The organism is Desulfocurvibacter africanus subsp. africanus DSM 2603, from assembly GCF_000422545.1.
Taxonomy (GTDB): Bacteria; Desulfobacterota; Desulfovibrionia; order Desulfovibrionales; family Desulfovibrionaceae; genus Desulfocurvibacter; species Desulfocurvibacter africanus.
The window spans coordinates 56,260-80,069 of the sequence record NZ_AULZ01000015.1; the positions used below are offsets into that span (position 1 = coordinate 56,260).

Consider the following 23,810-nt stretch of genomic DNA (forward strand, 5'->3'; position numbering starts at 1 on the left):
GGCACAGCAGGCGGACGCATGGTTTGAGGGCATATGCGGACGTGCTGCTTGCGTGCCTTGGCCATCTTGTCCATTCGGCCCAACCGGTCCATTTGGGCATCGATTTTTCCTCCTGTTTCCCGTGCGGCGGGCTTCGGCACGAGGCCTTGAAGGCCCGACGGATTCGGGTTATTTGATTCGACTTGGCCCGACGGATTCTCGTCTCATTTTAACACCATGACAGAAACGCGTCTCGCGTTCAACATACGGCGAAGCGACCAATGTCCATTCTGACACTTGTTGATGTGACCAAGTCCTATGCGGGCCATGACCTGTTCAGCGGCATCTGCCTGGAAGTGGACCACGGCGAACGTGTGGCCGTGGTGGGACCCAACGGCTGCGGCAAGTCCACCCTGCTGCGCGCGATCACGGGTGATGTGGAGCCTGATTCGGGCAAGATCAAGATAGCCCAGGGCGCGCGCGTGGGCTATGCGGCCCAGGAATTGGGTGACCTGGACCTGGAGAGCGGATTGCTGTCCTGGGTCCTGGAAGCGCTGCCCTCGTGGGCCGATTTTTGGCATGAGTGGGAGCAGGCGGCCCAGTCCGGAGACAAGAACAAGCTGGAGAAGCTCGCCGCGCGCCAAGCCCACCTGGAGCAGACCTTCGGCTACAACCCCGAGCACAAGGCCGGGGCCATTCTGCTGGGCCTGGGCTTCGCCATGGAGCAATTCGAGCAGCCCATGCGCCGGCTCTCGGGCGGCTGGCGAGAGCGGGCCAAGCTGGCCCGCGTGCTGCTGGCCGGGGCCGACCTGCTCATCCTGGACGAGCCGACCAACCACTTGGACCTTGAAGCCGTGGAGTGGCTGGAGCAGTTCCTGCTCGCCTTCCAGGGCGCGCTCATCTTCGTGGTCCACGAGCGGACCTTTCTGGACAACGTGGCCAGCCACGTGCTCTTCCTGGGCGGCAGCAAGCCGGTGGTCAAGAGAGGCAACTTCACCTCCTTTCTTGAATGGTTCGTTGAGAACGAGAAGCACAAGGAGCGCCAGGCCGCCAAGATCAGCGCGCGCATCGAGCACAATCTGGACTATGTGCGGCGTTTTAGGGCCCAGGCCCGCAAGGCCAGCCAGGCCCAGAGCAAGCTTAAGCAGGCCGAGCGGCTGCGCGGCGAGTTGGACGACTTCACCTTGGAGAAGCGGCGCAAGACCCTGAGCTTCACGCTGCCCAAGCCCGACCGGAGCGACAAGGTCGTGGCCCATGCCAAGGACCTGGAGTTCGCCTTTCCCGGCAAGCCAGCCTTGTGGCCTGCGCTGACTTTCGACATTTTCCGCGGCCAGAGCATCGCCCTGGCCGGCCCCAACGGCGCGGGCAAGTCCACGCTGCTCAAGCTCATGGTCGGCGAACTGCACCCCAACAAAGGCCAGGTGCTGCTGGGTCCGTCCACGCGAATGGCCTATTTCAGCCAGCATCAGGCCGAGGTGCTGGTGGGCTCCAACACCGTGCGCGCCGAGTTGCGTCGCCTGCTGGACCCGCGCACCACCGAGGAAGAGCTGTGCGGCGTGCTGGGCCTGTTCCTGCTTGGCGAGGACTACTTCGACCGGCCCGTATCCAAGCTCTCGGGCGGAGAGAAGAGCCGCCTGGCTCTGGCCAGCCTGTTCATGAACAGGGCCAACTTCATCGTCATGGACGAGCCCACCAACCACCTGGACATGGAGTCCCGCGAGGGGCTCATCGAGGCGCTCAACGGCTACGAGGGCACGCTGCTCCTGGTAGCCCACGACCGCTTCCTGCTCACCGAAGCCGTGGACGAGGTCTGGGCCGTCGGTCCCGAGGGCTTGCGAGTCTTCGAGAACGGCTTCGGCGAGTACGACGACTGGCGCAGGGCCGAGGCTGTCAGAGCTGCTCAGGCTGGGCCGGCGGGGGTCATCCTGGAGCCGGGCAGGCGTCGTCCCGACAAGGAAGAGCGTCGCCGCAGGGCCGAGATCCGCAATGCCGTCTCCAAGGAGCTGGCGCCCAAGAAAGAGGCCTACGCCCGCGTGGAGCGCGAGCTGGAGTCCATCATGGCCCGGCAGACCGAGCTGGAGACTCTGCTGGCCGATCCGGCCACGTATTCCAAGACCGAGGAGTTCGTGCGGCTGACCAGCGAGTACAAGCAGGCCAAGGAGCGCGAGGAGCAGCTTTTCATGGATTTCTCCAGCCTGGAGGAATCCATCACCGAGCTCGAGCGTCGGCGCGACGAACTGCTGGCGGAGGAGTAGGGCATGCGCAAGGGTTGCAGGGTCTGGGGCAATGCCGAGCGGCTGCCGGAAGAGGGCTTTTCGCGCATACGGCGCGAGCTGCCCTTCGAGGTCGTCGAGTTTTCGAAGGGGTCGCTGAATATCGAGCACGAGGCCTGGTCAGTTGATCCGGCCATGGTGGAGCAGGCCGCCGAGGCCATTGCCCGCGAGTTGGCCCCGACCGGTTTCGGCCAGATCGATCTTATTGACCACAACGAGGGTTTTATCCTGCGTTTTTCCATCGAACACGGCGCAGTGAAGTCCCGCAAGACCGGCATTGACGACCTGCTGGGCTGAAGGGCATGAACACCGCTAAGCTTACTGACGTTGTGGCCGGGATCATCTGGCGCGACGGACGTTTCCTGGCCGTGGATCGTCCCGAGGGCAAGGCCATGGCCGGCTGGTGGGAGTTTCCCGGAGGCAAGGTGAACGAGGGCGAGACGTACGGTCAAGCCCTCGCGCGTGAATTGCATGAGGAGTTGGGCATTACGCCCACTGAATTCGACTACTGGCGGGAGAAGGTCCACGCCTACGAGCATGCCACTGTCAGGTTGCGCTTCTATCACGTGCGCGTCTTTCTGGGCGAGCCTCGCGGCCTTGAAGGGCAGCGGCTCAAGTGGCTGTCCCCGCACGAGCCGCCGAATGTGCCGTTCCTGCCTGCGGACGAGGAAGTGCTTGCGCAACTGGCCCGCTTGTGACACCTAACCTTCCCACCTACGAGAGGGGTGCACCGTGCGTATCAGCGATCTCATGAGAAAGAGGAGACCTTTCGTCTCCTTGGAATTTTTCCCGCCTAAAGACCAAAATGCCTGGCCGCTTTTCTTCGAAGAGGCCGAGCGTCTCAAGGCCGCCAAACCGCTTTACGCTTCCGTGACCTACGGGGCCGGCGGCTCCGGTCAGGCCAATACCCTGGAGATCGCCAAGCGGCTCAAGAATGAAGTGGGCATCGAACCGCTGGTGCATCTGACCTGCGTGGGCGCGAGCAAAGAGAAAATTTCCGAGTTCCTTACCGAGCTGCGCAAGGCCGGCATCGAGAACATCTTGGCCCTGCGCGGCGACCCGCCCAAAGGCTCTTGCGACTTCGTGCCCGACAACGAGGAGTTTCAACACGCCTCCGATCTGATCACCTTCGTGCGCAGGCATTTCCCCGAATTCTGCATCGGCGCGGCCGGCTACCCCTCGCCGCACCCGCAGTCGCCGAGCATCGAGGAAGAGCTCAAGTGGACCAAGTTCAAGATCGATCGCGGAGCCGATTTCATCCTCACCCAGCTTTTCTTCGATCACCGCCTGTACGAGGACTTCGTGACGCGACTGCGCAACATGGGCGTATCCGTGCCCATCATACCGGGCGTGCTGCCCATTATGAGCCTGCAGTCCATCCGGCACATCCTGGCCTTGTGCGGGGCGAATATCCCCGGCAACCTCTACCTGGACCTGGAAAAGGCCCATGAGCAGGGAGGCAGTGAAGCCGTGCGTCGCATCGGCATCCAATTCGCGACCTCGCTGTCCAAGAAGCTTTTCGAGCTGGGCGCGCCGGGAGTGCACCTGTACACGCTGAACAAGGCTGACGCTTGTCTGGAGATCGTGGACGGCCTCAAATTGTAGGTCTTACCCGCAACAAGCCGTGGACCGTCCGCGAGCAGCGGCCGGAAAACTATATTTTTTCAAGGAGCTGCATATGAGCAAGCAGTGGAAAGTCGCAGTGGTCGGCGCCACGGGCGCCGTAGGCCGGGAGATGCTCAAGACGCTGGAGCAGCGGGAGTTCCCCTGCGAGGTGACCCCCTTCTCCTCGTCCAGGTCCGCCGGGAGCAAGGTGCCGTTTCGTGACGGCGAGCTGACCGTCAAGGAGCTCAAGGAAGACTCGTTCAAGGGCTTCGATCTGGCCCTGTTCTCGGCCGGCGGAGGCACTTCCCTCAAGTTCGCGCCTCTCGCGGCCCAGCAGGGCTGCGTGGTCGTGGACAACTCCAGCGCCTGGCGCATGGACCCCAAGATTCCGCTGGTTGTGCCCGAGGTCAACGCGCACGACCTGGAATGGCATCCGGGCATCATCGCCAACCCAAACTGCTCGACCATCCAGATGGTTGTGGTGCTCAAGCCTCTGCACGATGTGGCCACCATCAAGCGCGTGGTGGTTTCCACCTACCAGGCCGTGTCCGGCACGGGCCAGAAGGCCATCGTCGAACTGGAGAACCAAGTGCGCCGGCTCATGAGCGGCCATGAGGCCAACCCCGAAGTTTATCCGCACCAGATCGCCTTCAACTGCCTGCCGCAGATCGACGTCTTCCTTGAGAACGAGTACACCAAGGAAGAGATGAAGATGGTTCACGAAACGCAGAAGATCATGGGCGACGACTCCATCAAGGTCACGGCCACCGCCGTGCGCGTGCCGGTTTTTTACGGCCACAGCGAGTCCGTGAACGTTGAGTTCGAGAAGCCCATCACGCCGCAGGGAGCGCGGGCCATCCTGTCCCAGGCCCCCGGTGTGCGCGTGTTCGACAATCCGAGCGAGAAGATTTATCCAATGGCCATTGTGGCAGCGGGCGAGGACGATACCTTCGTCGGCCGCATCCGCAAGGACGAAACAATCGATAACGGCCTGAACATGTGGATCGTCGCCGACAACATCCGCAAGGGCGCGGCCCTCAACGCGGTGCAGATCGCCGAGGAACTCGTGCGGCGCGAACTGCTGCGGGTCAAGAAGTAGGGACAAATCACGTGTTGCGCATCGCCGATACGGATGAATACCTGAAGCGCATGCTGGACGCCCGGCGTCCCGGCGCCGAGAAGATCTACTCTTTCTACGAGCACCGCGTGGGGCTCATCTGCCGTGATCCTCGGCTCATGCTTCTGCCCCTGGATGACCATCTGGTGCATCGGGGCGACGGCGTATTCGAAACCATGAAGTGGATCGACCGCAAGATGTACCAGCTCGATCCGCACCTGCGGCGCATGAAGCGCTCCTGCACGGCCATCTACATGGCCCCGCCCTGCCCGTGGGAGGAGATTCGCGAAATGTGCCTTGAGGTAGCCAAGGCCGCGGAGCACGACGAAGGCTACCTGCGCGTGCTCATCGGACGCGGCCCCGGCGGTTTCGGCATTGATCCCACCGAGTGCCCGGTGCCGAGCCTGCATATCGTGGCCTACAGGTTCAAGCCCAAGCCCGAGGAGACGTTCGAGCAGGGCGTCACGGGCTTCCGCACGAGCATCCCGGCCAAGGAAGCCCACATGGCAACCATCAAGTCCACGGACTACCTGCCGAACGTGCTCATGCGTCGCGAGGCCCTGGAGAAGGGCTACGACCAGCCCGTGTGCTTCGACCGCGACAGTTTCCTGGCCGAGGGCGCCACGGAGAACATTTGCATCGTGGATCAGACCGGCACGCTCATCGTGCCGGAGTTCACCAATTGCCTGGCCGGCACGACCATGGTCCGCGCCGTGGAGCTCATCGAGCCCGAGATTGAAGTCCGCTTCCGCAAGGTGCGCGAGGATGAGCTGATGGACGCCAAGGAAGTCATTGTGGTGGGCACCTCGAACGACGCCATCAGCATGGTGCGCTACAACGACAAGCCTATCCACAACGCCAAACCCGGCCCGGTGAGCAAGCGCATGCGCCAGCTCCTGCAGCAGGATTTGGTGGAGAACGGAACGCCGTTCTAGCCCGGATTCGACGCAACGAGAAACGAAGGCCCCGACAGACAAGCTGCCGGGGCCTCATCGCATTGAGTGAGCCCAGCCCCGCCATCGAGTTCTCCAGGCCGCGATCAAAGCAGCTTGCCAATGTAATAGGGAGCAGGGGACCTTATTCGGAATGGGCTCTTGCTGGGAGCTAGGCAGAGCAAAGCTCTTCCATGCTAGAGCAGATTGTTTTTAAGACGCCCGCTCCGGCGTTGACGGCGCAAGTGAATTGCGCCTGCGCCTGCGCGGCGGCAAGCCATGCCGACGCATGGCTTGCAGAGCATTTTCAAAAGCAAAATGCTCTAATAAGCTAAATGCTCTAAGCCTGTTTTCTTTAAGGAAGTACAGCATGCACCAAGTCTCCTTGCCGCTGTCAGTAGCGGTGGTCACGCTCAACGAGGAACGCAACCTTCCGCGCTGCCTGGAGAGCGTCAAGGACATCGCCGCGGAGATCGTGATAGTGGATTCGGGTTCTACGGACAGGACACTAGAGATAGCCGAAGCCTACGGGGCCAAGGTCGTGCACAATCCCTGGCCGGGCTTTCTGGCCCAGAAGAATATCGCCCACGACCATTGCACCCAGGAATGGGTCTTGGCCTTGGATGCCGATGAGTGGCTGACTCTCGAGCTGGCGCAGGCAATTAAAAGCCGGCTGACGGCTGACGGCCCCGCCAAGCCGGACGGATATTGGCTCAACCGGCGCAATCTGTATCTGGGCGACTGGATCTGGCATGCTTGGTATCCCGAGTGGCGCATCCGGCTGGCGCGCCGCGAGAAGGGCCGCTGGACCGGCCGCGATCCGCACGCCTTCATGGAGGTCGACGGCGCCAGCGAACGGATACGCGAGGGCGATTTCCTCCATGATTCCTATCGCGATCTGGCACACCATCTATCGGTCACGATCAGCTACGCCAAGGTCGGGGCACAGGCCTACGAGGAGCAGGGCAAGGGCTTCCGCTGGCATAAATTTCTCTTCTCACCCATGGCGCGTTTTTTTAAGACGCTAATCCTCAAGCAGGCTTGGCGTGATGGATGGCGTGGAGTGCTTATCAGCTACACGAGCGCCTTCTCTGTATTCGCCAAGTACGCATTCCTCCTGGAGGGGCGTTTCAAGCGCGCACGGGAGCGCCAGCCGAATAAACGGCTGTAATGTACATGAATGCCACACCTGCAGGGATCGCCTGGCACGCGTTGGGTAACGTGGATTAGAGCATTTTGCTTTTGAAAATGCTCTGCTAGCCATGTGTCGGCATGGCTAGCCGCTAGCTTCGGCGTAGGTGCAATTTACTTGCGCCGTCAACGCCGGAGCGGGCGTCTTAAAAGCAATTTGCTTTAGAATCGAGTCACTTCGTCAAGAAAGCTATTCCGACGGCCAAGCGATTTCAAGCCGTTGTTTCAGGAACGCCTCGTCCCATTCGCGTGTGACCATGAACCGCTTTATGCTGTACGGATAAAAGCCGCGGTTATTGTATGTGGATCTGCCGACGGACAGGCTCGCCAATCCGGCGATACGGGCCATGGCCTGACAGAGCAGGCTGCTGCGGTTATAAGGTGCTGCAAAGTGACGCACTGTGCAGCCAACAGCGTCCTCTATCTTGCGCTTGGAGCCGGCGATCTCTCTCCACTTCCGCCTGAACCCCGCGCGCTTGAGGCTGCAATGAGTCTCGCCGTGGGCTCCGATGGCGAACAATCCGGTTTCGTGCAACTCCCGAAGCTGTCGCCAAGTCAAAAAATCCGAATAGGCATCTTTGTCCTGTGGCTTCAGACGGCCGGCGCTCCAAGCGCTGACCACAAATATAGTCGAGGGAATGCCTAACGAAGTGAGCAGCGGGGCTGCATGGGCTATTATGTCATCACGCGCATCGTCGAAGTGCAACGCTACGGCCTTTTTCGGCAGTTCGGCTTGGCCAGCCCGCCATTGCAGCAACATATCCATGGATACGAAGGAGCAACCGGCATCCAACAGGAAAGCAATATGCCGCCGGAACATCTCAGGTGTGGTGACGTACTTGTCGTCTGCGTGGCTTAGGCCATGATAGGCAAAAACAAGGAAGCGCTTGCGGCGTTCAACCATTTCTTTCCTCGATAGTCACAGGTAGATGCTGGTTCAATCCTTTTAAGCAGCTCACAATACCTTGCTTCTTGATCTCAAGCTTCATTGCGCAGCGTTCATGCTTGCCGGCCATCTGGTCGGACTTCGGATGCCAGAGATGGAAGTTGATGGCACGATAGACGACCTGCCGAGGTTTAAGCCCAAGATTTTGCAGACGTTCGCCCAGTTCAGAATCTTCCTGTCCCCAGCCGATGAAATCCTCGTTCCAGCCGTTGACCGCGAGCAGGTCCTTGCGCAGGACAGAGCAGTTGCCGCCCCACAAGGTGGTGTTCTTCTTGAGGCGTGCAGCCAGGGAGAAGAACGGGCCGCTGCCAAGATAGCATCCGAATTCAATCTTCCGGGTCGAGCCGAATACGCTGTCGAGCAGCATGGCCGGCGTGAGTCGCTGGCAGGAGCCTTTCAGTATTCCGGCTTCGCTGACTTTGGCAGAGATCTTCCGACTCAGGCGCGGCGTCCGCCCAATGCAATATACTCCATGGACCAAGCAGAGCTTGTGCTCGCGAATGAAATGGCGGTGCAGGATGCAGTCGCCATCTACAAAAATAATTTTAGTGCCCTTTGATTGAGCGATAGCTTTATTTAAAATGACTGTTTTACGAAACCCACAGTCTTCATGCCAGACGTGGGAAATGATTAATCCGAATTCACTTACGTAGCGGTCAATGATTGCCCTGTTGTCCACTTGGGAACCATCATCAGCCACAATGACTTCGAAATGGCGATCTGATTGCATAACTAAAGAAGCTAGCACCAAATTTAAATAGTCAGGCTGGTTGTATGTCGTCACTATAACGCTTGTATCTACTGACATTTTCCGCCCCTTTGCCTGTCAGTGGTCATATCAATGCAATACCAAAAGAAATTGAGGAGTATATGTAGAGTAAAGACGAAGAAAGATATGAGCCTCTAGCGACCGTCATGGCGTGATTTATTTCCGATCAACGTCTTGTATAGACTGATGTACTCCTGGCACAACCGGCCCAGATCATGGTGCGCGGTGACATAAGCCCGTGCCTTCGCGACGACATCCGCACGCAGGTCAGTCTCATCCAGCAGCCGCGACATGGCCAAAGCCAAGGTCGCGGCATCGCCGACAGGGGCCAGCAGCCCCCGCCCAGCCACCAGCTCCTTGAGCCCGCCAGCCTCGGTGGAGGCCACGGGGATGCCTTCCAGGAAGGCATCCAGAACCGTGCTGCCCAGGCCTTCTTCCCTGGAACTCATGACGAAGACCTGGAAGATGCGCAGGTAATCGATGACCTGCGGGCTGAAGCCCATGAAATGGTAGGTTCCGGCGAGCCCCAGCTCCTTGGCTCTGGATTTGGCTTGTTCCAGCAGAGGGCCGTCGCCGAAATGCAGGAAGGCGAAATCTTCGCCGCGCAGTCCGCGCAGTTTGGCCACGGCCTCGACCATGGTCAGCGGGTCCTTGTGCTCCACCAGGGCCGCGATGGTGCCGATGATGCGCCGATCTCCCAGGCCGAGTTCAGGGCGCGTGCGGGCCTCCAGCACGGCCGGTTCAATACCCGCAGGCGTGGGCAGCACGGCCGAGGGGATGACCGGTACATCCGGCAGGCCGAAGTCCGCAAGGATGTCGGCGATGGCTTGGGAAATGGCCACGATCTGGTTGGTCATCCGGTACTTGATGCGCGCGGCCAGGCCCGAGGGCCGAAAGTCCACGCGCCGTGTGTACACGAGCGGCGTGCGGTGCGCGGGCTTGGTGAAAGCGGCAAGGCTCTGACCCTTGGCCGTCTGGGCATGCAGTACGTCGTAGCGGCCCTTGCATCCGGCCAGAAAGGACAGAGCCCCAAGTTGGCCTGATACGGGATGCACTCGCACCGGAAGCGCCGAGGCCCGTTCGACCAAGGGCGCGCCGGCGCGGCAGAGCAGTTCGACCTGTACGCCAGCCGCGGCCAGGCCGCGTAAGGTATAGAATGTCTGGCGTTCGCCGCCGCGCCAAGTTTTCTCGGTGTTGATCTGCAGGATGCGCATGAAAAACCTCGCTCAGGCTGGATCAGGTTTCAGTCCGGCCATGCGCAAGGCCTGCCGGTACACGCCAAGGCTGCGCTCCAGAAATTTATCCATGGTCAGCTCCGCCAAGGTTGCGCGCTGCTCCTCGCCAAGCCTGGCGCGATAGTCGTCATCTCCCGCAAGCCGTGCCAGAGCCTTAGCCAGAGCCTGCACATCGCCCGGGGGCACCAGGCCATGGGACGATACGAGGTCGGGCATGACGCCCACACTGGTAGAGATGATGGGCCGCCCGCAGGCCATGAGCTCAAGAGCCGCGCGGGCAATGGTCTCGGACCACTTTGAGGCCACCACGCCGCCGTCCAGGGCCGACAGGCAGGCGGGCACGTCCTCGCGGCGGCCTGTAATGACCGCGTGACTATCGAGCCCGCTTTCATTCAGCCAGGAGCGAACCTGCTCCTCGCTGGTTACGGAGTCGAAGCCCAGGAGCATGAGCTTAAAGCGATCCAAACCCTGTCGGCGTAGAGCGGCCACGGCTTGGATGGTCTCGCGCTGGCCTTTTACCTCGTCGAAGCGACCCACGAGCCCCACGACGAAGTCGTTGTCTGCAAAGCTGTATTCACGCCTGATTCTGCGCCGGCCCTCGGCATCGAAGCGGAAATGGTGCGTATCCACTCCTCCGAGCACCTGGTGCACACGTTCGGTCGGGACGCCCAGGCGCTCGCGGAAATGGCGGCCCATGGCCGAGTTGGTCACGACCACGGCATCGGCGACCTTGCGGTGCAGGATGCGGTTGGGCAGGCTTGCCTGGGGCAGGCGCTGGTCCCCGCGGGTGCGCACCAGGGCGAAGCCGCCTGTCCAGAAGCGCAGATGACCCCACAGCAGGAAGGATTCGCCGCGATGACAATTGACGATATCGGGACGGAAGTCGTGCACCAGCCGGCGCAGTTGGCCGAACACACGCGCAAGGCGCAGGGGATTGGATGTGTTCAGGTCCATGGTCCGGACCTGCAGGCCCATTTCCAAGGCCTTGCTGTGCGAAGCGGTTCCCTCCAGGGTCAGCACGAGCACCTCGTGGCCGGCTTCCTGGAGCAGGCGGCTAAGGTTCAGGGCGTACCAGGATGTGGCATTGAACCAACGGACATTGTTGACTTGGATGATGCGCATGAGGTTCCCGGCGGGCTGGCGTGGAAAGCCGTGAGGTACAGCAGAATGGGCAGGTTGGCAACGCCGCCCGAGTTCAAAGAAAAGCGGGCTTCCCATATCCGGGAAGCCCGCGCGTCTTCAGGCAGGATTCTGCGATAGTTAGTTTTCCAACTGCTGAAGGCCTTCCAGCTTCCAGCTCGACTTGGGATCGTCGTTTTCGCGCAGGAAGTGCCAGACTTCGCGGACCTGTCCGGGAGCGTTCTGGGCTTTGTCCTCGCGCATGAGCACGTCGAAATAAACCGTGGCCAAGACCTGTGCGCCCTGCGGCTTGACCTCCAGGAGGCGGGCATTGACCAGCAGGATTTCGGTCGTGGAGGGCGTGGGGTCCTGGGCGGCCTGGCGTGCGATTTCCGCGTAGACCTCGGGAGAGGTAAATTCGCGGATGTCTTCCAGGTCGCGGGCGTCCCAAGAGGCCTGCAGGCGCGTATAGACCATCTTGGCCCCACGCAGGAACTCATCCTCGTTGAAGCCGGGCACATTGCTGCCGGGACGAGCCTGGCTGTCGGCCTGACCATTCGCGTGTCCCGAGGCGGGCGCGGAGCGCAGCTTGTCCCACTGGGACCCGCCCCAACTGGGCTGATCCACCGGAGCTTCGGCCTGGCGCTGGGCCGCGCCCGCGTAGCTGTATTCAGACTGCTGGCGACGCGCGGCGAACATCCTGAAGACCATGACGCCGGCGAATATCAGGATGCCGATGAGCAGGAAATCCATCATGCCGCCCCCGGCGAAGGGATGGCCGAAGAACAGGGACCCCAGCAGGCTGCCGGCCAGCATGCCGCCCAGGAATCCGCCCATGCCGCCGAAGAGGCCGCGGCGCGCGGGGGCCTGTTGGCCGAGGTTCTGCTGTTGCTGGGCGGGCCGTTGCTGGTTCATGCTGGGGGTCTGCTGGCGCTGCGCGGGCTGGCTGTAGCTCGGCCGCGAGCCGAAGGATCGGCCGCCGCCCATGCGGGCCGCCTCGGCGGCGTCGAAGGTGGCGCAGAGCGTGCTCAGGGCCAGCAAGAGGGCTGCGGCGAGTGTGGCGAGCTTTTTGGTCATGATTCCTCAAGGATGGCTGTAGTGAAAAAAAGGCCATCTCCGACAGCCTAGTCCGGCATGGCCTCAAATCTTCGTCGCCTCAAGGTAAGTCCTGGATTGTGGGTTGTAAACCAAAACAGGATCGACGCGTTCAGCTGATCAGTCCCAGGTTGCGCAACAGGTGCAAGAACATATTCTTGTCCAAGGGCTTGGGAATGTACGAAGTCGCGCCGCCCTTGTAGTAGGCCTCGACCACGTTTTTGGGGTCGTCCAGGGCGGTGGTCATGACTACCTTCGTCTCGCTTGCTCCCAGGATCCCTCGCCCTCTCTCGATGGCGCGAATTTCCTTGAGCGCCTGATGACCGTCCTTCTGGGGCATCATGATGTCCAGGCACACAAGGTCGTAGGGCTTGCCTTCGTCCAGGGCGAGCGTGAAAGCCTCGATGCATTCCTCGCCGTTCACGGCGATATCGCATTCGCCATGGGGCGAAAGTATCATTTGCAGCAGCTTTCTGCTGGTGAAATCGTCCTCGACGATGAGAACGCGCATGGTATCCTCCGTAACCTGATTTGAATGCGCAATGAAACGCGATTTCAATCGATTTTTCAAGGCAATTCTCGCCTCCGGAACAACGGCTTGGCCGGGAAACCCCTTGACGAGCGACCGTGCCGTGAGTTTCTATCCGGCCTTGCCGCTTCCAGTTGGAGCTGGAGGCGTTGAGCACAACCTGAACGCGCCACAAACGCGAGGACACATGGACCTGCCTGCATTCATGGCCCAGTCGGTGCGCTCCGGCCCCCAGGCTGATTGGCGAACATGGCCTTTCGGCTATGGCTGGAGCGATTCCTGGCTTTTCGTGGGAGCCAAGCTGCTGTTCATCCTGCTCCTGTTCGCCTTGTTGGCATACGCCATCCGTCGCCTGTTCGGCCCTGGCGGGCCGTTGCGCGAGAAATGGATGGACGAGGACTGGGAACACCAGCGGCAGGAACGCCTGCGCGAGCTGGACGAGCGTCTGGCGAACGGCGAGCTGGACCGCGCAACCTACGAACGCAAGCGTCGTAAGGCGGAGCGCCGGTAATGCCCGGTCTGGAGTCGCACAAACGCTGGTTCGACGCCTTCGTGGACGGCTTCCGTCACGGCGACCCCGAGGACCTGCGCAACGTGCAGCTCAAGCACGAGCACAGCCTGCAGGTGCTGGCCATCGCCGAGCGCATTGCCGCCTCGGCCGCGCCCGATAGCCGCCTGCACCGGCTTTGCCTGGTGGCGGCCCTGTACCACGACTGCGGCCGCTTTCCGCAGTACGTGACCTACCGCACGTTCAACGACACGGAATCGATCAACCACGGCGAACTTGGCGCACGCGTTTTGCGCGGGCATCCCGAGGCGCTGGAGGGGCTGGATTCCGAGGGACGGCGGCTCGTGCTCGGCACGGTCTTCCTGCACAACCGCAAGTCCGTGCCGACCATGCTGCCTGAGCCTCTTCGCCACATGCTGCGCGTGGTGCGCGACAGCGACAAGCTGGACATCATGCGCGTCATGCTGGAGCACTTCGATCCCGACAAGCCCAAGAATCCCGTGGCCACCCTGCGGCTCATCGACGATCCCGATCGCTACACCCCCACCATCCTGGACGCAGCCATGCGCCGGGTGACTCCCGACTATGGGCAGATGCGCTGGCTCAACGATTTCAAGCTGCTCCTGCTGGCCTGGTCCTTCGACCTGAGCTTCGCCGCCAGCCGGGAAGTGTTCCGGGAGCGCGGTTATCTGGAACAGCTAGCATCGGTCCTGCCCAAGCGCCCCGAATTCGAGGCGTTGCTTCGCCTGGTTCAGACCTATCTGAACAATGGCGACGGCAGCCGCTGACGTCCTGCCCTACGATCAGGGAATCTTACCTTGAGAAGGGCGCTGCCCTTGCGGAGGCCTTGTCGGATAAGGCGTGCTCTGAACGTGTGTGTAGCGGAGTGCATGAACTATTTCGCTGGAATCATGATAGGTCGCATTCAGGCAGTCTAGAGCAATTTGCGTTTGAACTGAGAGAGGGCGCTGCCCTCTCTCAGACTCTCTCCCGGCAGGGAGCGGCGCTCCCTGCAACCCCATTTTTCATTTTATTTGCAAGGTGCTGTAAAGCAGATTGTTTTTAAGACGCCCGCTCCGGCGTTGACGGCGCAAGTAAATTGCGCCTACGCCGAAGCTAGCGGCTAGCCATGCCGACACATGGCTAGCAGAGCATTTTCAAAAGCAAAATGCTCTAGATTGTAAAGGCCGGGAAGGTATCTCCCCGGCCCTCGAAGGCGCTCTTTCTCTTTGACAGCGTTCTGATTCACACGCGCTGATTTGGCGTCTCCGCTTCCGGCGTTAGCAAACTGCTTTCAGCCTGTCGCATCACGGTCGCATCTTCCCGCCTTGGACAAGGGCTGTGCCCTTGTTTGATGCGTTCGGGCTGCGTGCGCGTTCCCAGGTGACGAATCAGGGCACAGGCCCCAGGAGGAGGCTGGCGCTCAATGCGCCGGTACTCCCGGCAGTCCATGCTCCTCGTCACCAGTCCATTGTCGTAGAGTTCGCGGCGCAGCAGGGCGTGGTCGCCGAACAGGTGGTTGGCCAGGAGCAGTTCGTTGATCTGCTTTTCAGTGAAGGTCTGCCGTGGCGGGATCCTCGACCAGAGGACCCACAGACACGGTGCTCGCTGGCTGAACTTGGTCGGCCAACGCAGCAGATGACCGCTGGCATCGAATAGACGCGCCAAGCGCCGGACCTGGACATAATCGACAGGCGCGGGCGTCGGCTTGGGGCCGTCGAGCTGGTCACGGGCAACAAGCTGCGCCCGCAGGTGCTGGAAGTTCCGGCAACCGGCCGACCGAGCGAGCATGTTCAGCAGCTCGACGTGGCTGGGCGTGCGCTCGCAATCAGCGAGCTGGCTACGAAGTGACCGTGCGAAGGCGGAGATGTCGCCCGCGTTTAACGGCAGGGGAGTTCTGGACATCGCTTATCCTCATGTACGCGCCAATCCGGGAGCGGATCGTCGGTGGTCGCCGTCTTCCGACTCGGCACGGGATAAGGTGTCGATCGAATGAGGAATGTGGCAGGTTTAGCTCCCCTCGCGGGGCGGCGACGCCTGGGTGAACTGCCGACCAAGAACGCCTGTACACCATTGCCCAGGGTCTTACAACTCCATTGAGACTTCCAAGTGTTGCTGCTTGACGCCCGAGAGAATGCGACTTTCCTTGCGGCTATTCCGGAGCCAAGTCGGGCCAGTTCTCCAACCGGGCCTGCTGGCTGTAGTAGGCGGCCTGGCCGCCGAAGTCAGCTTCGCGCGGCTCGATGAGCCGGTTGACGCCTCGGCCGCACTTGAGCCAGTCGCCGCGCGGGTAGAGCACGACCTCGGGGTGCAGACCGGGTTGCAACTCCAGGCGCACTTGCAGGCGACCCAGAGGAGTGCTCAGGAATACGGGCTTGGATAGGTCCAGCTCAGCCAGGGTTGCGCAATCCGGTGAAACATAGGCCGTGGGTAACCCGATCTGGTCCTCTTCGGGGATCTGCGACAGAAGGTGGTCCTTGCGAATCAGGCTGAGCAGCCGCAGGGGATAGCCCATCGGAGCGGGCGGCTCTTCGTGCAGGGCCTCGGGAAAGCGGTACTTGCCGTCGGGATGGGCGAAATGGCCGTCGGCCCAGGGAATGCCACGATCCGGCGCCTTAGCCCAGCCACGCTCGCGCAATTCTTCCAGGCTTGTGTGCATGGCCGGGGCGCGCAGAGCGTTGCGCATGACCTCCTCGGCCGTTGGAAATTCCAGGTCCAGGCGTGCGGCCAGGCTTGCCGCGATATCGAAGTTGCTCCTGGCCTCGCCGCGCGGCTGAAGCACCTGCGCCGCGTGCAGCACGCAGTCGTGCAGCGCGCCCTTGCAGATGTCCTCGGTCTCCAGCATGAGCGCCGGCGGCAGGATGACGCTGGCGCACTCCGCCGTGTCGGTCATGAACGGGGCCACAACTACGCTGAAGCGCTGCCTGAGCATGCCTGCGAGGGCCTGACTGTCCTGACCCTGGGTGACCAGGTTCATGCCCTCAACCCAGATCATATCCACGGGCGGGTCGGCTCGCTCGACGTCCTGGGCCAGATGCGTGAAGCGGAAGGTTCGCGCAGGGGAGCCACCGGCTTTGGCCCAACTGTAATCCAGAATGCCCAGATCGCCCTGGTCGAAGAAGATTCCGCCGCCGGGTTTGCCCACATGGCCGGAGGCCATGGCCAGGGCATTGACGAAGCGTACATTCTCGCCACCCAGAGTGTATCGCTGCAGGCCACGGCCCAGGAGCGTGGCCACGGGCTCGGCACGGCCGTACCAGTCGGCCAGGAGTTCGGCGTCCGCCTCCCGCGCGCCGCACTGATCCAGCAGTCGACCGTAGTCCAGCGAACGCAACAGCCGTTCCAACACATCCCAGTTGGCGCTACGGTCTAAAGCCTGCCGCGACACGGCCCCGCGCTCCATGAGCAGCTTGAGCACGGCAGCGGCCAGGAAACGGTCCGTGCCCGGCCGTACGAGGATGTGCCGGTCGCACTCGCCGGCTTGCGCCTGATCGCCGACGTGCACGGCCAGCACCGAAATGCCGGATCGGCGAGCCTTGCGCAGCAGCAGATTCAAATGCGGGGATTGGGCCTGCACATTGCGGCCCCAGTTGACGATGCGTGCGGCCTTTAGGAACTCTGATAAATCGGCCCCGCGCACGGCTCCGAAGTCCTGAATGGTAGCCTGCGCACCCGCGGACAGGCAGGGTGAGCCTGTGAAGCCGGAGGCATGCAACGATCCGAACAACCGTCGGCTGGCCTGGGCCAGGACGCCGAAGGACGCGTAGTACCAGACGTGCATGATGCGCTCGGGCGTGGCCCGTAGCGCCTGGAGGCGCGCGGCCACGAGGTCCAGGGCCTCGTCCCAGGACGCCTGCCGGAATTCCTCGCCGTCGCGGACGAGCGGGGTGGTGATGCGCGTCGGGCTGTCGATCAGCTCGAAGTAGCGGGCCGTCTTGGCGCAGATGACCCCGGCCGTGAACGGATGGTCAGGGTTGCCGCGTATGCGCGGCCGGCCCTGGCTCGGGAACTCCACGCACAGGGCGCAGCCGTCGGAGCAGTGGCGCGTGCAGGCGGTTTTTACGATGCGGGTCATAGCTATATCCTGGAACAGACTGCTTGAATGCGAAAAATGCTTGGGCCGCATGGGCCATCGCGTCCGAACTCGTAGCCTGCCGTCAGAAGCAGGGCAAGCACCCGCGCTGCCTCGCTCCGTCTACTCGGATTGCAGCAGCCTCTCGCGCTGCTTGTCCAGCCGGTCCTTCTGCTCTTTCCAGCGCAGGGCCTCGCGGGCAGCCTCCCGTGATTCAAGTGGGTCGCGCTCCAGGTAGTAGCGGTATTTCATCTCGGATTGGCGCTGCATCTGCGCGGCTTGTTTGCGGGCCATGGAGTTTTCCCGAAGCCGCTGCTGTTGGCGGATATTCTCCTGCATACGCATCTGGTCCGCTGAGTCGCTCGGGGGGACGCCGGGATTGCTGATGCCTCCGCCTGAAGGTGGAGGTCCGGCAGCGCCGCTCCCTGGCGAAACGCCGGGATTGCTCGGTACTGCCTGGATCAGCAGGAGGCCGTCATCATGCGCCGGATCTTGAATCTCGTTTCCGCTGCCAAAGGCCGGCGAGAGTGCCAGCAAGGCAAGGATGGAGGCGCTAACGAACGAGGGTCTGTGCATGGACTTGTCCTCCTGGAGTACGGAACGGACTCCAGCCAATGGCGTGACCGTGCGCGGCCATGCTTTCTGATGACCATGAAGTGGAGGGCAGGTCCAGGATAAAGTCTCGACTGGCCGGATTCTGGTTGGGACGAGCGGAGTGTGCGGCGGCAACGGAGCTGCGGGGTGATCGCTGGAGGAGGGCAGGATAAGGAGGTCGCCGCGCCTCAGGCAGAGGCCTGATCGACATGGCGCAGGGCGCGTTCCGGGTTCAGGGCCAGGAACAGGAACGCCGTGAGCGCCGACAGGGCGGCTTCGGCGGAGAGAAAGCCGGCGTATCCCGCCTGCTCCACGGCCCAAGAGCCGGCAAAGGGACCGAGAAAGGTCCCCAGGTTGATGGAGAGCATCATCATATTAGCATTGTAGGGGCGGCGGTCCGGGGCTGAAATGCGGTAAACGAGCGAATTGAGCGGCGGCACGGCAAAGCCCATGCCCAGTCCGAACAAGCCGGCAATGGGCAGCACGGCCTCGTGGGAGTGCGTCAGGAGCAGCAGCAAAAAGGCTGCGGCAGTGCAGACAAAGGCGCCGCACACGAGCCGCGAGGCCGGTTGCGTGTCGAAGAGACGGCCGGCCAGCAGGCGGATGGCGACCATGACAGCCATCTGGACCGTGAAGAAGAGGCCCGGATGCGGGTAGGCGCGTTCCAGCGCCAGGCCCTTGAAGAGAAAGAAGATGGCCGCGAAATTGATGAAATAGGAGCAGTTCACGAGCAAAAGGAGCAGCACCGGTCCCCGAGGCAGAGCCGCGAACCAGTTGGTTCCCCCGGCATGTTTGACTGCAGGTGCGATGAGCAGGCCGCGCGTTCGGCGGCGGAGGGCCGGGAGCAGGGCAACGGCCGGCAGGAGGATCAGGGAGGATAAAGCGTATAGCCAAGCCTGCGAAGGCAGGCGCGGCAGGATGAGATCCGACAAGGCCGGCATGACCGCGTATGGCGTGAGCAGCGCCACGGAGTAGAGGCTGAAGGCCTGTCCGCTGCGACCGGGCGGAATGATGGCCACAAGCACGACCATGGCCGAGGCCAATAGCAGGAAGATGCCCACACCGCCAGCCACGCGCAGCATGAGCAGCGGCCAGAATTCCTGGACAATCAGGTAGGACCAGTTGCAGGCCAGAAGAATCGCGAATCCCGAGGCCATGCAGGCGAAAGCGTTGTGCAGACCGATGCGCGCGCTGAGGGCCGCGTAGCAGAGCAGAGCCGAAAGCGAGTAGACGCCCACGAGCAAACCCGCCCGCGTTGCGCCTATGCCGAGCGTGCCCAGGTAGACGTGCAGGCTGTAGAATACGGTCATGGAGCACAAAGCCAGGAAGACCACGCCGCACAAGGCCAGGAAGGCGAAGCTCGCCAGAGGCTGCCCTCCCGGGGCCTCGATCTTGCCCTGAGTCTGAGATGCGCGGAGCAGACCAGTTCTCAAGAGGTTTCCCTTCGCTACCACTCACCAAGCTCGAAGCGCCAAGCGCAGCACCACTCGGCCGGATGCGGATCTGGCGGGCAGGCCAGGCAGTGCGTCCTAATGCGCGGGTCCACGGCCTGGGCGAAGGTGCGATACTCGACCAGCCCGCCCGTCTTGCACGGGTATTCGGCCAGGCCCTTGCGCGTTCGCGCGGCCTGCACGCGGCATTGGCGAATGCGGAAGACGAACGAGTCAGGGGTCTCCTCCACGATCTCATACTCGTTCACGCGGCTGTAGAGACGCAGGCCCAGGGCGGTCTTGAGGGTTTCCAGACCGCCGTCCCGAGGAAATCCGTGCATGGCCATGATGCGCCTGGCCTCCAGGGGCGCGAAGCGCGACCAGCAGGTGTCGTTGACGCGCTTGGCGTCGTCCATGCCCGCTAGTCCCTCCACGGCCTGGAACCATACGCCGTCCAGAGCAAGCCAGTTGACGCACAGGGCGTCGAGCAATGCGCTCAGGCGCTCCTGGTCCAGACCCCGCAGGAGGGCGGCAGGGCCGTCGGAGGCATCCATGCCGAGGGCCTTGGCGATACGCGCGGCAAGAATGGGCGCGGCCCGGTCCCCGGCTTCGCGTTCGGCCTCCAGGGCCTTTTCCAGGCCAAGCTGATGCACGGCCTCGGCGAACCACAGCCCGTAGTGCACGGCCGAACGCCGCACGGCATCAACGATCATGGCCACGAGGGCCTCGGAATCCTTGGAGTGCATGTAGTCTCCTGGTTTAAGCCTCGAATATATTGCTGATTCGGTATGCGCAAGACCGCTACGAGAAGCGGCTTTATGCATTCCTGAGCGTTATGAGCAGGCAGGCAAGTTGAAGAAAACGGTGGGCAGATAAGCTTGATAACTTGCTTCCTCAGGTTTTTTCTTGGTCAGTCCGGGGTTTGCCTTTGTCGGCGATGACACGCTTTTGTTTTTGCTTCGGCCACCCTGGCTGCTTCTTGGGACTGCGCTTGTGGCCAGCATGGACTCGGCAAGCTTTGCTTCCGCCGGTGCGCTGACTCCAGCCGGTTTCAGGAGGACCACCTCTCTGAGCGCTTCAAGAACCCTGTCAAAACGTCATGGCTCCACGACTGTAACCGGCATCCCCTCGCCGCCCGCATAAAACACGATGATGTCGGCGGGAGTATCTCCTGGGTTGATTCCATGGTGCAGGGTGTTCACCACCTCGATTATGGGATCGCCCGCCTTGAGGTACAGGGTTTTCCCCTCAACCGTGTTCACGATCAGTTCGCCGCTTATGAGGACGCCTGCATTGATCACGGTGTGCTTGTGCGTAACAAGCTTGGCTTTAGGCGGAATGCTGATCCGCAGGATCGTGATTTCAGCCTGGCCTTGAGGGTAAGCTGGCAACGGCTGACCATCCCAACTGTGCGTAGACTTCACAAGTTGCCTGGATACGACATCTCTCGTGTCTGCATTCTGAAAGCTGGGTTGGTTCTTGGCGCATGCCGAGGAGAGGAGAAGGGCTATGACCAGCGTCGTGATCAGAGGAAGAGTGCGTTTTGTCATGGAGTAGCCTTTTAGATTTAGGAGGGAGTAGGGTTAATATCGTCGAGTTCTGGGGTGAACTCCTTGTCTAATCTTAGAGCATGGCCAAGAAATCTACTTGCTCTGTCTGGTGCTGCTTTCTCTGGTTTGAGGAATCCCTGTGCATGAACAAGATTTAGAGCATTTTGCTTTTGAAAATGCTCTGCAAGCCATGCGTCGGCATGGCTTGCCGCCGCGTAGGCGTAGGCGCAATTCACTTGCGCCGTCAACGCCGGAGCGGGCGTCTTAAAGCAATCTGCCTTAGAACCCGTAATCAAAAATTAAAAGGCTATCAATTAATCAGAATTCTTTGATCATCTGGAGCGCGGACGCGGACGCGGAAGTGGAGGTGGAGGATGTAGCGGACAAGATACAAAAAATCATAGGCTTGCGGGTCCTCTGTGTACCCCTGGGAATTTCCCGGGGGCTACCCAGCTAAATCAGGACCAACAAGCCTATGATATCGTTCAATTTGGTGGAGACGATCGGGATCGAACCGACGACCTCAGCGTTGCGAACGCTGCGCTCTCCCAGTTGAGCTACGTCCCCTAGCAACAAGAGATAGAGTTTTTACCCGTGTTGTCCAGCAAGGTCAATACCCTTGAAGTCGTTCTCAACTGGAGGCCTTTTCCAGCTCCAGCCAGTTGAGCAGCCGTTCCATCCTGTGGCGATAGGTGTGCTCGGCAAGGATCAGCTTACGCCACTCGCGGCTCAAATCCGCGCAAAGCGATTTGTCGGTCGTGAGTCTGCGGAAAATCGACTCGATTTCCTCGGGCCAGCGGAAGCGGGTTTCGCGGCAAAGCTCCTCGGGGAATAGGCTGAGCCCGGGCGTGGCGTCGGTGATGAGCAGGCCGCCCGCGGCCCATACATCGAAGTGGCGCTGATTGAGGCCCGTGGGCAGGAGCAGGCTGGTCACGTTGAGGCAGGCAGCAGCCTGGGCATAGATGTGGCGCAAGGGGCCGTAGTAGTCCACCTCGGGCCGCAGGTCCGTGGCTTCGGGCGCGGCCTCGCGCCAGACCATATCGCCGAACACGGTCAGCGGCGCGTCGCGCGCCGCGGTGCGCAGACAGCGGCTGCGCAGTTCGCGCGAGCATTCGTCCGCGCCCAGGCCGGCTCGGCGCACGGTGCTGGCGGGCCAGAGCTCCCGGACGCCAAGCCTTTGTCTCCACCAGAGAAAGTCGGGCCGCTCGCCGATATCCAGCATGTGCAGGGCCTCGCGCCAGGCCATGTCGGGCAGATCCAGTCCGGCGAAGAAGCCCTGTTTTTTGGGAAACTGGCTGCGTCCCACGAAAACGAGCCTGCCGGATACGTCCTGATCCGGGCCATTGGACCCTGCGCCGAAGTGCTCGGGCCAGGCGGCCAAAGGCATGTGCAACAAGCGCTGTGCGCCATGCTCGCGCAGGAGGGGCAGGAACGAGTCGTCCGTGACCAGCAGGGCGGCCTTGCGCCACCAGCCGGCCTTGACCCCCGAGAGCAGATGGAATGGATTGTCCACGCACCAGACAGCGACTTCGGACCCGGCCGCCCGCAGGAGATGGAACGTTTCGCCCAGCGGGTCCAGGCCGGCGAAGTTGATGCTCAGAAACAAAGCTGGTCTGGACCGGGCCAGAAACTTGGGCAGCGTGCGCGGCAGAGCGTCGGGCGGCAAAAGCCGCACGCGGCGGCCGCAGGCCTCCAGAGCGCTTTTGAGCTCGGGGACAAGCAGGCCATCCGGCTTGGCTGGTATCCAGACCTCCGCATCGTTTCGAGCTTCCGGAGCCCTTTGTGACAGGCGCAGCCACTGGATACGGGCCAGGATCGGACCCCAGAAGCTGGGAAAGAGGCGCTGGGCCGGTCGGTACTGCAAGATACGGCTGACGCGAACCGTTTCCGGGTCCAAGTCGTTAATGCCAATGCGTACCCAGGATCGAGGCAGGGCTCTGGCCCAGCCTGGCGGCATCTGGGCCTCGAATTCGGGGCACTCGATATAGGAGACATCTTCGCTCGGCAACAGGGGCACGATGGCGGCCGGTTCAGGGCCGAGCCCCAGGATGACCAGGCGCGCCCCCCGGCCGTAACTAATGAATTGCTCTTCGCCGTCGGCCAGGGTCTGGGGCTTGCCAAGCTCGCTGACGATGCGTATGCGTTTCGGCCGATTGCTCATGAATGATTACGGTTGGCTCCAACGGTCGTTTACGATAACATCCACGCTTTAGCAGCGCCCATGAAGAAGTATCAAGACCACTATTTCAAGCAGGCCAAGAAGGACAACTATCCTGCTCGGTCTGTATATAAACTCCAGGAAATCAACAAGCGCTTCGGCATCCTGCGCCCTGGGCAGAAAGTGCTGGATCTGGGCGCTGCGCCCGGTTCCTGGACTTTGTTCGCGGCCAAGGTCGTGGGCCAGGGCGGCAAGGTGCTCGGCGTGGACCTTCAATCGACCGCCACGGATTTCCCGGACAACGTGCGCTTCCTTGTGGGCGACGTTTTCGAGCCGCCGGCCGAGGTGCAGGCCGCCATGGAGGAACTCGCGCCCTTCGAAGTGGTCGTGAGCGACATGGCCCCCAAGACCTCGGGCATTATTTTCCGCGACCAGGCCTTTTCCTTCGATCTATGCGTGCGGGCCCTGGAAGTCGCGGATAAGTACCTGGCCAAGGGCGGAAATTTCGTGGCCAAGATATTCGAGGGGCCGGACGTGCGGCAGTTCGCGGCCATGCTGCGTGAGCGGTTTGTCACGGTAAAGAATTTCAAGCCCCAGTCCAGCCGCAGCGAGAGCAAGGAAACGTTCTACATAGGATTGGGATTCAAGGGAGCGCCGGAAGCGCCGGCACAGGACCAGATCCCGGTCTAGCATATCCACGGAAATCAA

At 61.7% G+C, this 23,810-nt stretch carries 24 protein-coding genes and 1 tRNA gene; 10 read left to right on the forward strand and 15 right to left on the reverse strand.

What is annotated here, in order from left to right; all coding sequences use genetic code 11:
- The first annotated feature begins 260 nt into the window (after positions 1–260).
- From H585_RS0111415 to H585_RS0111440, 6 genes are all read left to right on the forward strand, one after another.
- Positions 261–2,234 (forward strand): ABC-F family ATP-binding cassette domain-containing protein, encoded by a 1,974-nt coding sequence (locus H585_RS0111415; protein ID WP_027367910.1) that lies wholly within the window; start codon positions 261–263, stop codon positions 2,232–2,234.
- Between the two features lie 3 nt (positions 2,235–2,237).
- Positions 2,238–2,549, forward strand: coding sequence for a hypothetical protein (locus H585_RS0111420; protein ID WP_014258275.1), 312 nt, complete (start codon positions 2,238–2,240; stop codon positions 2,547–2,549).
- A gap of 5 nt (positions 2,550–2,554) precedes the next feature.
- Positions 2,555–2,950 carry a (deoxy)nucleoside triphosphate pyrophosphohydrolase gene (locus tag H585_RS0111425; RefSeq protein ID WP_014258274.1) on the forward strand — a complete coding sequence of 132 codons (396 nt, stop codon included), beginning with the start codon at positions 2,555–2,557 and terminating at the stop codon, positions 2,948–2,950.
- A 34-nt stretch (positions 2,951–2,984) separates the two neighbouring features.
- Positions 2,985–3,857 carry a methylenetetrahydrofolate reductase [NAD(P)H] gene (gene metF / locus H585_RS0111430; RefSeq protein ID WP_005985311.1) on the forward strand — a complete coding sequence of 291 codons (873 nt, stop codon included), beginning with the start codon at positions 2,985–2,987 and terminating at the stop codon, positions 3,855–3,857.
- Between the two features lie 73 nt (positions 3,858–3,930).
- On the forward strand, positions 3,931–4,956 hold the full coding sequence (locus H585_RS0111435; protein ID WP_014258273.1) for an aspartate-semialdehyde dehydrogenase: 1,026 nt from the start codon (positions 3,931–3,933) through the stop codon (positions 4,954–4,956).
- Between the two features lie 11 nt (positions 4,957–4,967).
- Positions 4,968–5,909: an aminotransferase class IV gene (locus H585_RS0111440; RefSeq protein WP_027367911.1), complete on the forward strand. Its 942-nt coding sequence runs from the start codon at positions 4,968–4,970 to the stop codon at positions 5,907–5,909.
- Between the two features lie 210 nt (positions 5,910–6,119).
- Here the strand turns inward: H585_RS0111440 and H585_RS23270 are convergent, their stop codons facing one another.
- Positions 6,120–6,278, reverse strand: a complete 159-nt coding sequence (locus H585_RS23270; RefSeq protein ID WP_154658853.1) for a hypothetical protein — start codon at positions 6,276–6,278, stop codon at positions 6,120–6,122.
- Here H585_RS23270 and H585_RS0111445 point away from each other — a divergent pair.
- Positions 6,277–7,077: a glycosyltransferase family 2 protein gene (locus H585_RS0111445; protein WP_027367912.1), complete on the forward strand. Its 801-nt coding sequence runs from the start codon at positions 6,277–6,279 to the stop codon at positions 7,075–7,077. The genes H585_RS23270 and H585_RS0111445 overlap by 2 nt on opposite strands.
- 210 nt (positions 7,078–7,287) lie before the next feature.
- On the opposite strand, the gene H585_RS0111450 is transcribed toward H585_RS0111445, so the two are convergent.
- From H585_RS0111450 to H585_RS0111475, 6 genes are all read right to left on the reverse strand, one after another.
- Positions 7,288–8,001: a polysaccharide deacetylase family protein gene (locus tag H585_RS0111450; protein ID WP_027367913.1), complete on the reverse strand. Its 714-nt coding sequence runs from the start codon at positions 7,999–8,001 to the stop codon at positions 7,288–7,290.
- Complete coding sequence (locus tag H585_RS0111455; RefSeq protein WP_027367914.1) at positions 7,994–8,851, reverse strand: glycosyltransferase; 858 nt, start codon at positions 8,849–8,851, stop codon at positions 7,994–7,996. Before H585_RS0111455 ends, H585_RS0111450 begins: the two co-directional genes overlap by 8 nt.
- 95 nt (positions 8,852–8,946) lie before the next feature.
- Complete coding sequence (locus H585_RS0111460) at positions 8,947–10,026, reverse strand: glycosyltransferase family 4 protein (protein ID WP_027367915.1); 1,080 nt, start codon at positions 10,024–10,026, stop codon at positions 8,947–8,949.
- Between the two features lie 12 nt (positions 10,027–10,038).
- Positions 10,039–11,169, reverse strand: coding sequence for a glycosyltransferase family 4 protein (locus tag H585_RS0111465; RefSeq protein WP_027367916.1), 1,131 nt, complete (start codon positions 11,167–11,169; stop codon positions 10,039–10,041).
- Positions 11,170–11,307: 138 nt separating this feature from the next.
- A complete protein-coding gene (locus H585_RS0111470; RefSeq protein WP_027367917.1) occupies positions 11,308–12,243 on the reverse strand; it encodes a Tim44 domain-containing protein in 936 nt (311 codons plus the stop codon).
- A gap of 130 nt (positions 12,244–12,373) precedes the next feature.
- The gene (locus H585_RS0111475; protein ID WP_027367918.1) at positions 12,374–12,772 is read right to left on the reverse strand and encodes a response regulator; all 399 of its coding nucleotides are present in this window, start codon (positions 12,770–12,772) and stop codon (positions 12,374–12,376) included.
- A 205-nt stretch (positions 12,773–12,977) separates the two neighbouring features.
- On the opposite strand from H585_RS0111475, the gene H585_RS0111480 reads away from it, so the two are divergent.
- Positions 12,978–13,301, forward strand: a complete 324-nt coding sequence (locus tag H585_RS0111480; protein ID WP_005985328.1) for a hypothetical protein — start codon at positions 12,978–12,980, stop codon at positions 13,299–13,301.
- Positions 13,301–14,086 carry an HD domain-containing protein gene (locus tag H585_RS0111485; RefSeq protein WP_027367919.1) on the forward strand — a complete coding sequence of 262 codons (786 nt, stop codon included), beginning with the start codon at positions 13,301–13,303 and terminating at the stop codon, positions 14,084–14,086. The genes H585_RS0111480 and H585_RS0111485 overlap by 1 nt, the downstream gene beginning before the upstream one ends.
- Positions 14,087–14,543: 457 nt before the next feature.
- Here the strand turns inward: H585_RS0111485 and H585_RS0111490 are convergent, their stop codons facing one another.
- The 8 genes from H585_RS0111490 to H585_RS0111525 all read right to left on the reverse strand — a co-directional run bounded on the left by H585_RS0111490 (position 14,544) and on the right by H585_RS0111525 (position 23,105).
- Positions 14,544–15,203, reverse strand: coding sequence for a DUF2087 domain-containing protein (locus H585_RS0111490; protein WP_027367920.1), 660 nt, complete (start codon positions 15,201–15,203; stop codon positions 14,544–14,546).
- A 247-nt stretch (positions 15,204–15,450) separates the two neighbouring features.
- A complete protein-coding gene (locus H585_RS0111495; RefSeq protein ID WP_027367921.1) occupies positions 15,451–17,373 on the reverse strand; it encodes a molybdopterin-dependent oxidoreductase in 1,923 nt (640 codons plus the stop codon).
- A gap of 120 nt (positions 17,374–17,493) precedes the next feature.
- Entirely contained in the window at positions 17,494–17,946 is a 453-nt protein-coding gene (locus H585_RS0111500) for a hypothetical protein (RefSeq protein ID WP_027367922.1), read from the reverse strand.
- Positions 17,947–18,152: 206 nt separating this feature from the next.
- Positions 18,153–19,397: an MFS transporter gene (locus H585_RS0111505; protein ID WP_244432529.1), complete on the reverse strand. Its 1,245-nt coding sequence runs from the start codon at positions 19,395–19,397 to the stop codon at positions 18,153–18,155.
- Positions 19,398–19,411: 14 nt separating this feature from the next.
- Complete coding sequence (locus tag H585_RS0111510) at positions 19,412–20,140, reverse strand: DUF6125 family protein (RefSeq protein ID WP_027367924.1); 729 nt, start codon at positions 20,138–20,140, stop codon at positions 19,412–19,414.
- A 351-nt stretch (positions 20,141–20,491) separates the two neighbouring features.
- Entirely contained in the window at positions 20,492–20,944 is a 453-nt protein-coding gene (locus H585_RS0111515) for a cupin domain-containing protein (protein ID WP_027367925.1), read from the reverse strand.
- A 491-nt stretch (positions 20,945–21,435) separates the two neighbouring features.
- Positions 21,436–21,511, reverse strand: a tRNA-Ala gene (locus H585_RS0111520).
- A 64-nt stretch (positions 21,512–21,575) separates the two neighbouring features.
- Positions 21,576–23,105 carry a glycosyltransferase family protein gene (locus H585_RS0111525; protein WP_027367926.1) on the reverse strand — a complete coding sequence of 510 codons (1,530 nt, stop codon included), beginning with the start codon at positions 23,103–23,105 and terminating at the stop codon, positions 21,576–21,578.
- Between the two features lie 60 nt (positions 23,106–23,165).
- Between H585_RS0111525 and H585_RS0111530 the strand changes: the two genes are divergently transcribed.
- The gene (locus H585_RS0111530; protein ID WP_027367927.1) at positions 23,166–23,792 is read left to right on the forward strand and encodes an RlmE family RNA methyltransferase; all 627 of its coding nucleotides are present in this window, start codon (positions 23,166–23,168) and stop codon (positions 23,790–23,792) included.
- Positions 23,793–23,810: the final 18 nt, after the last annotated feature.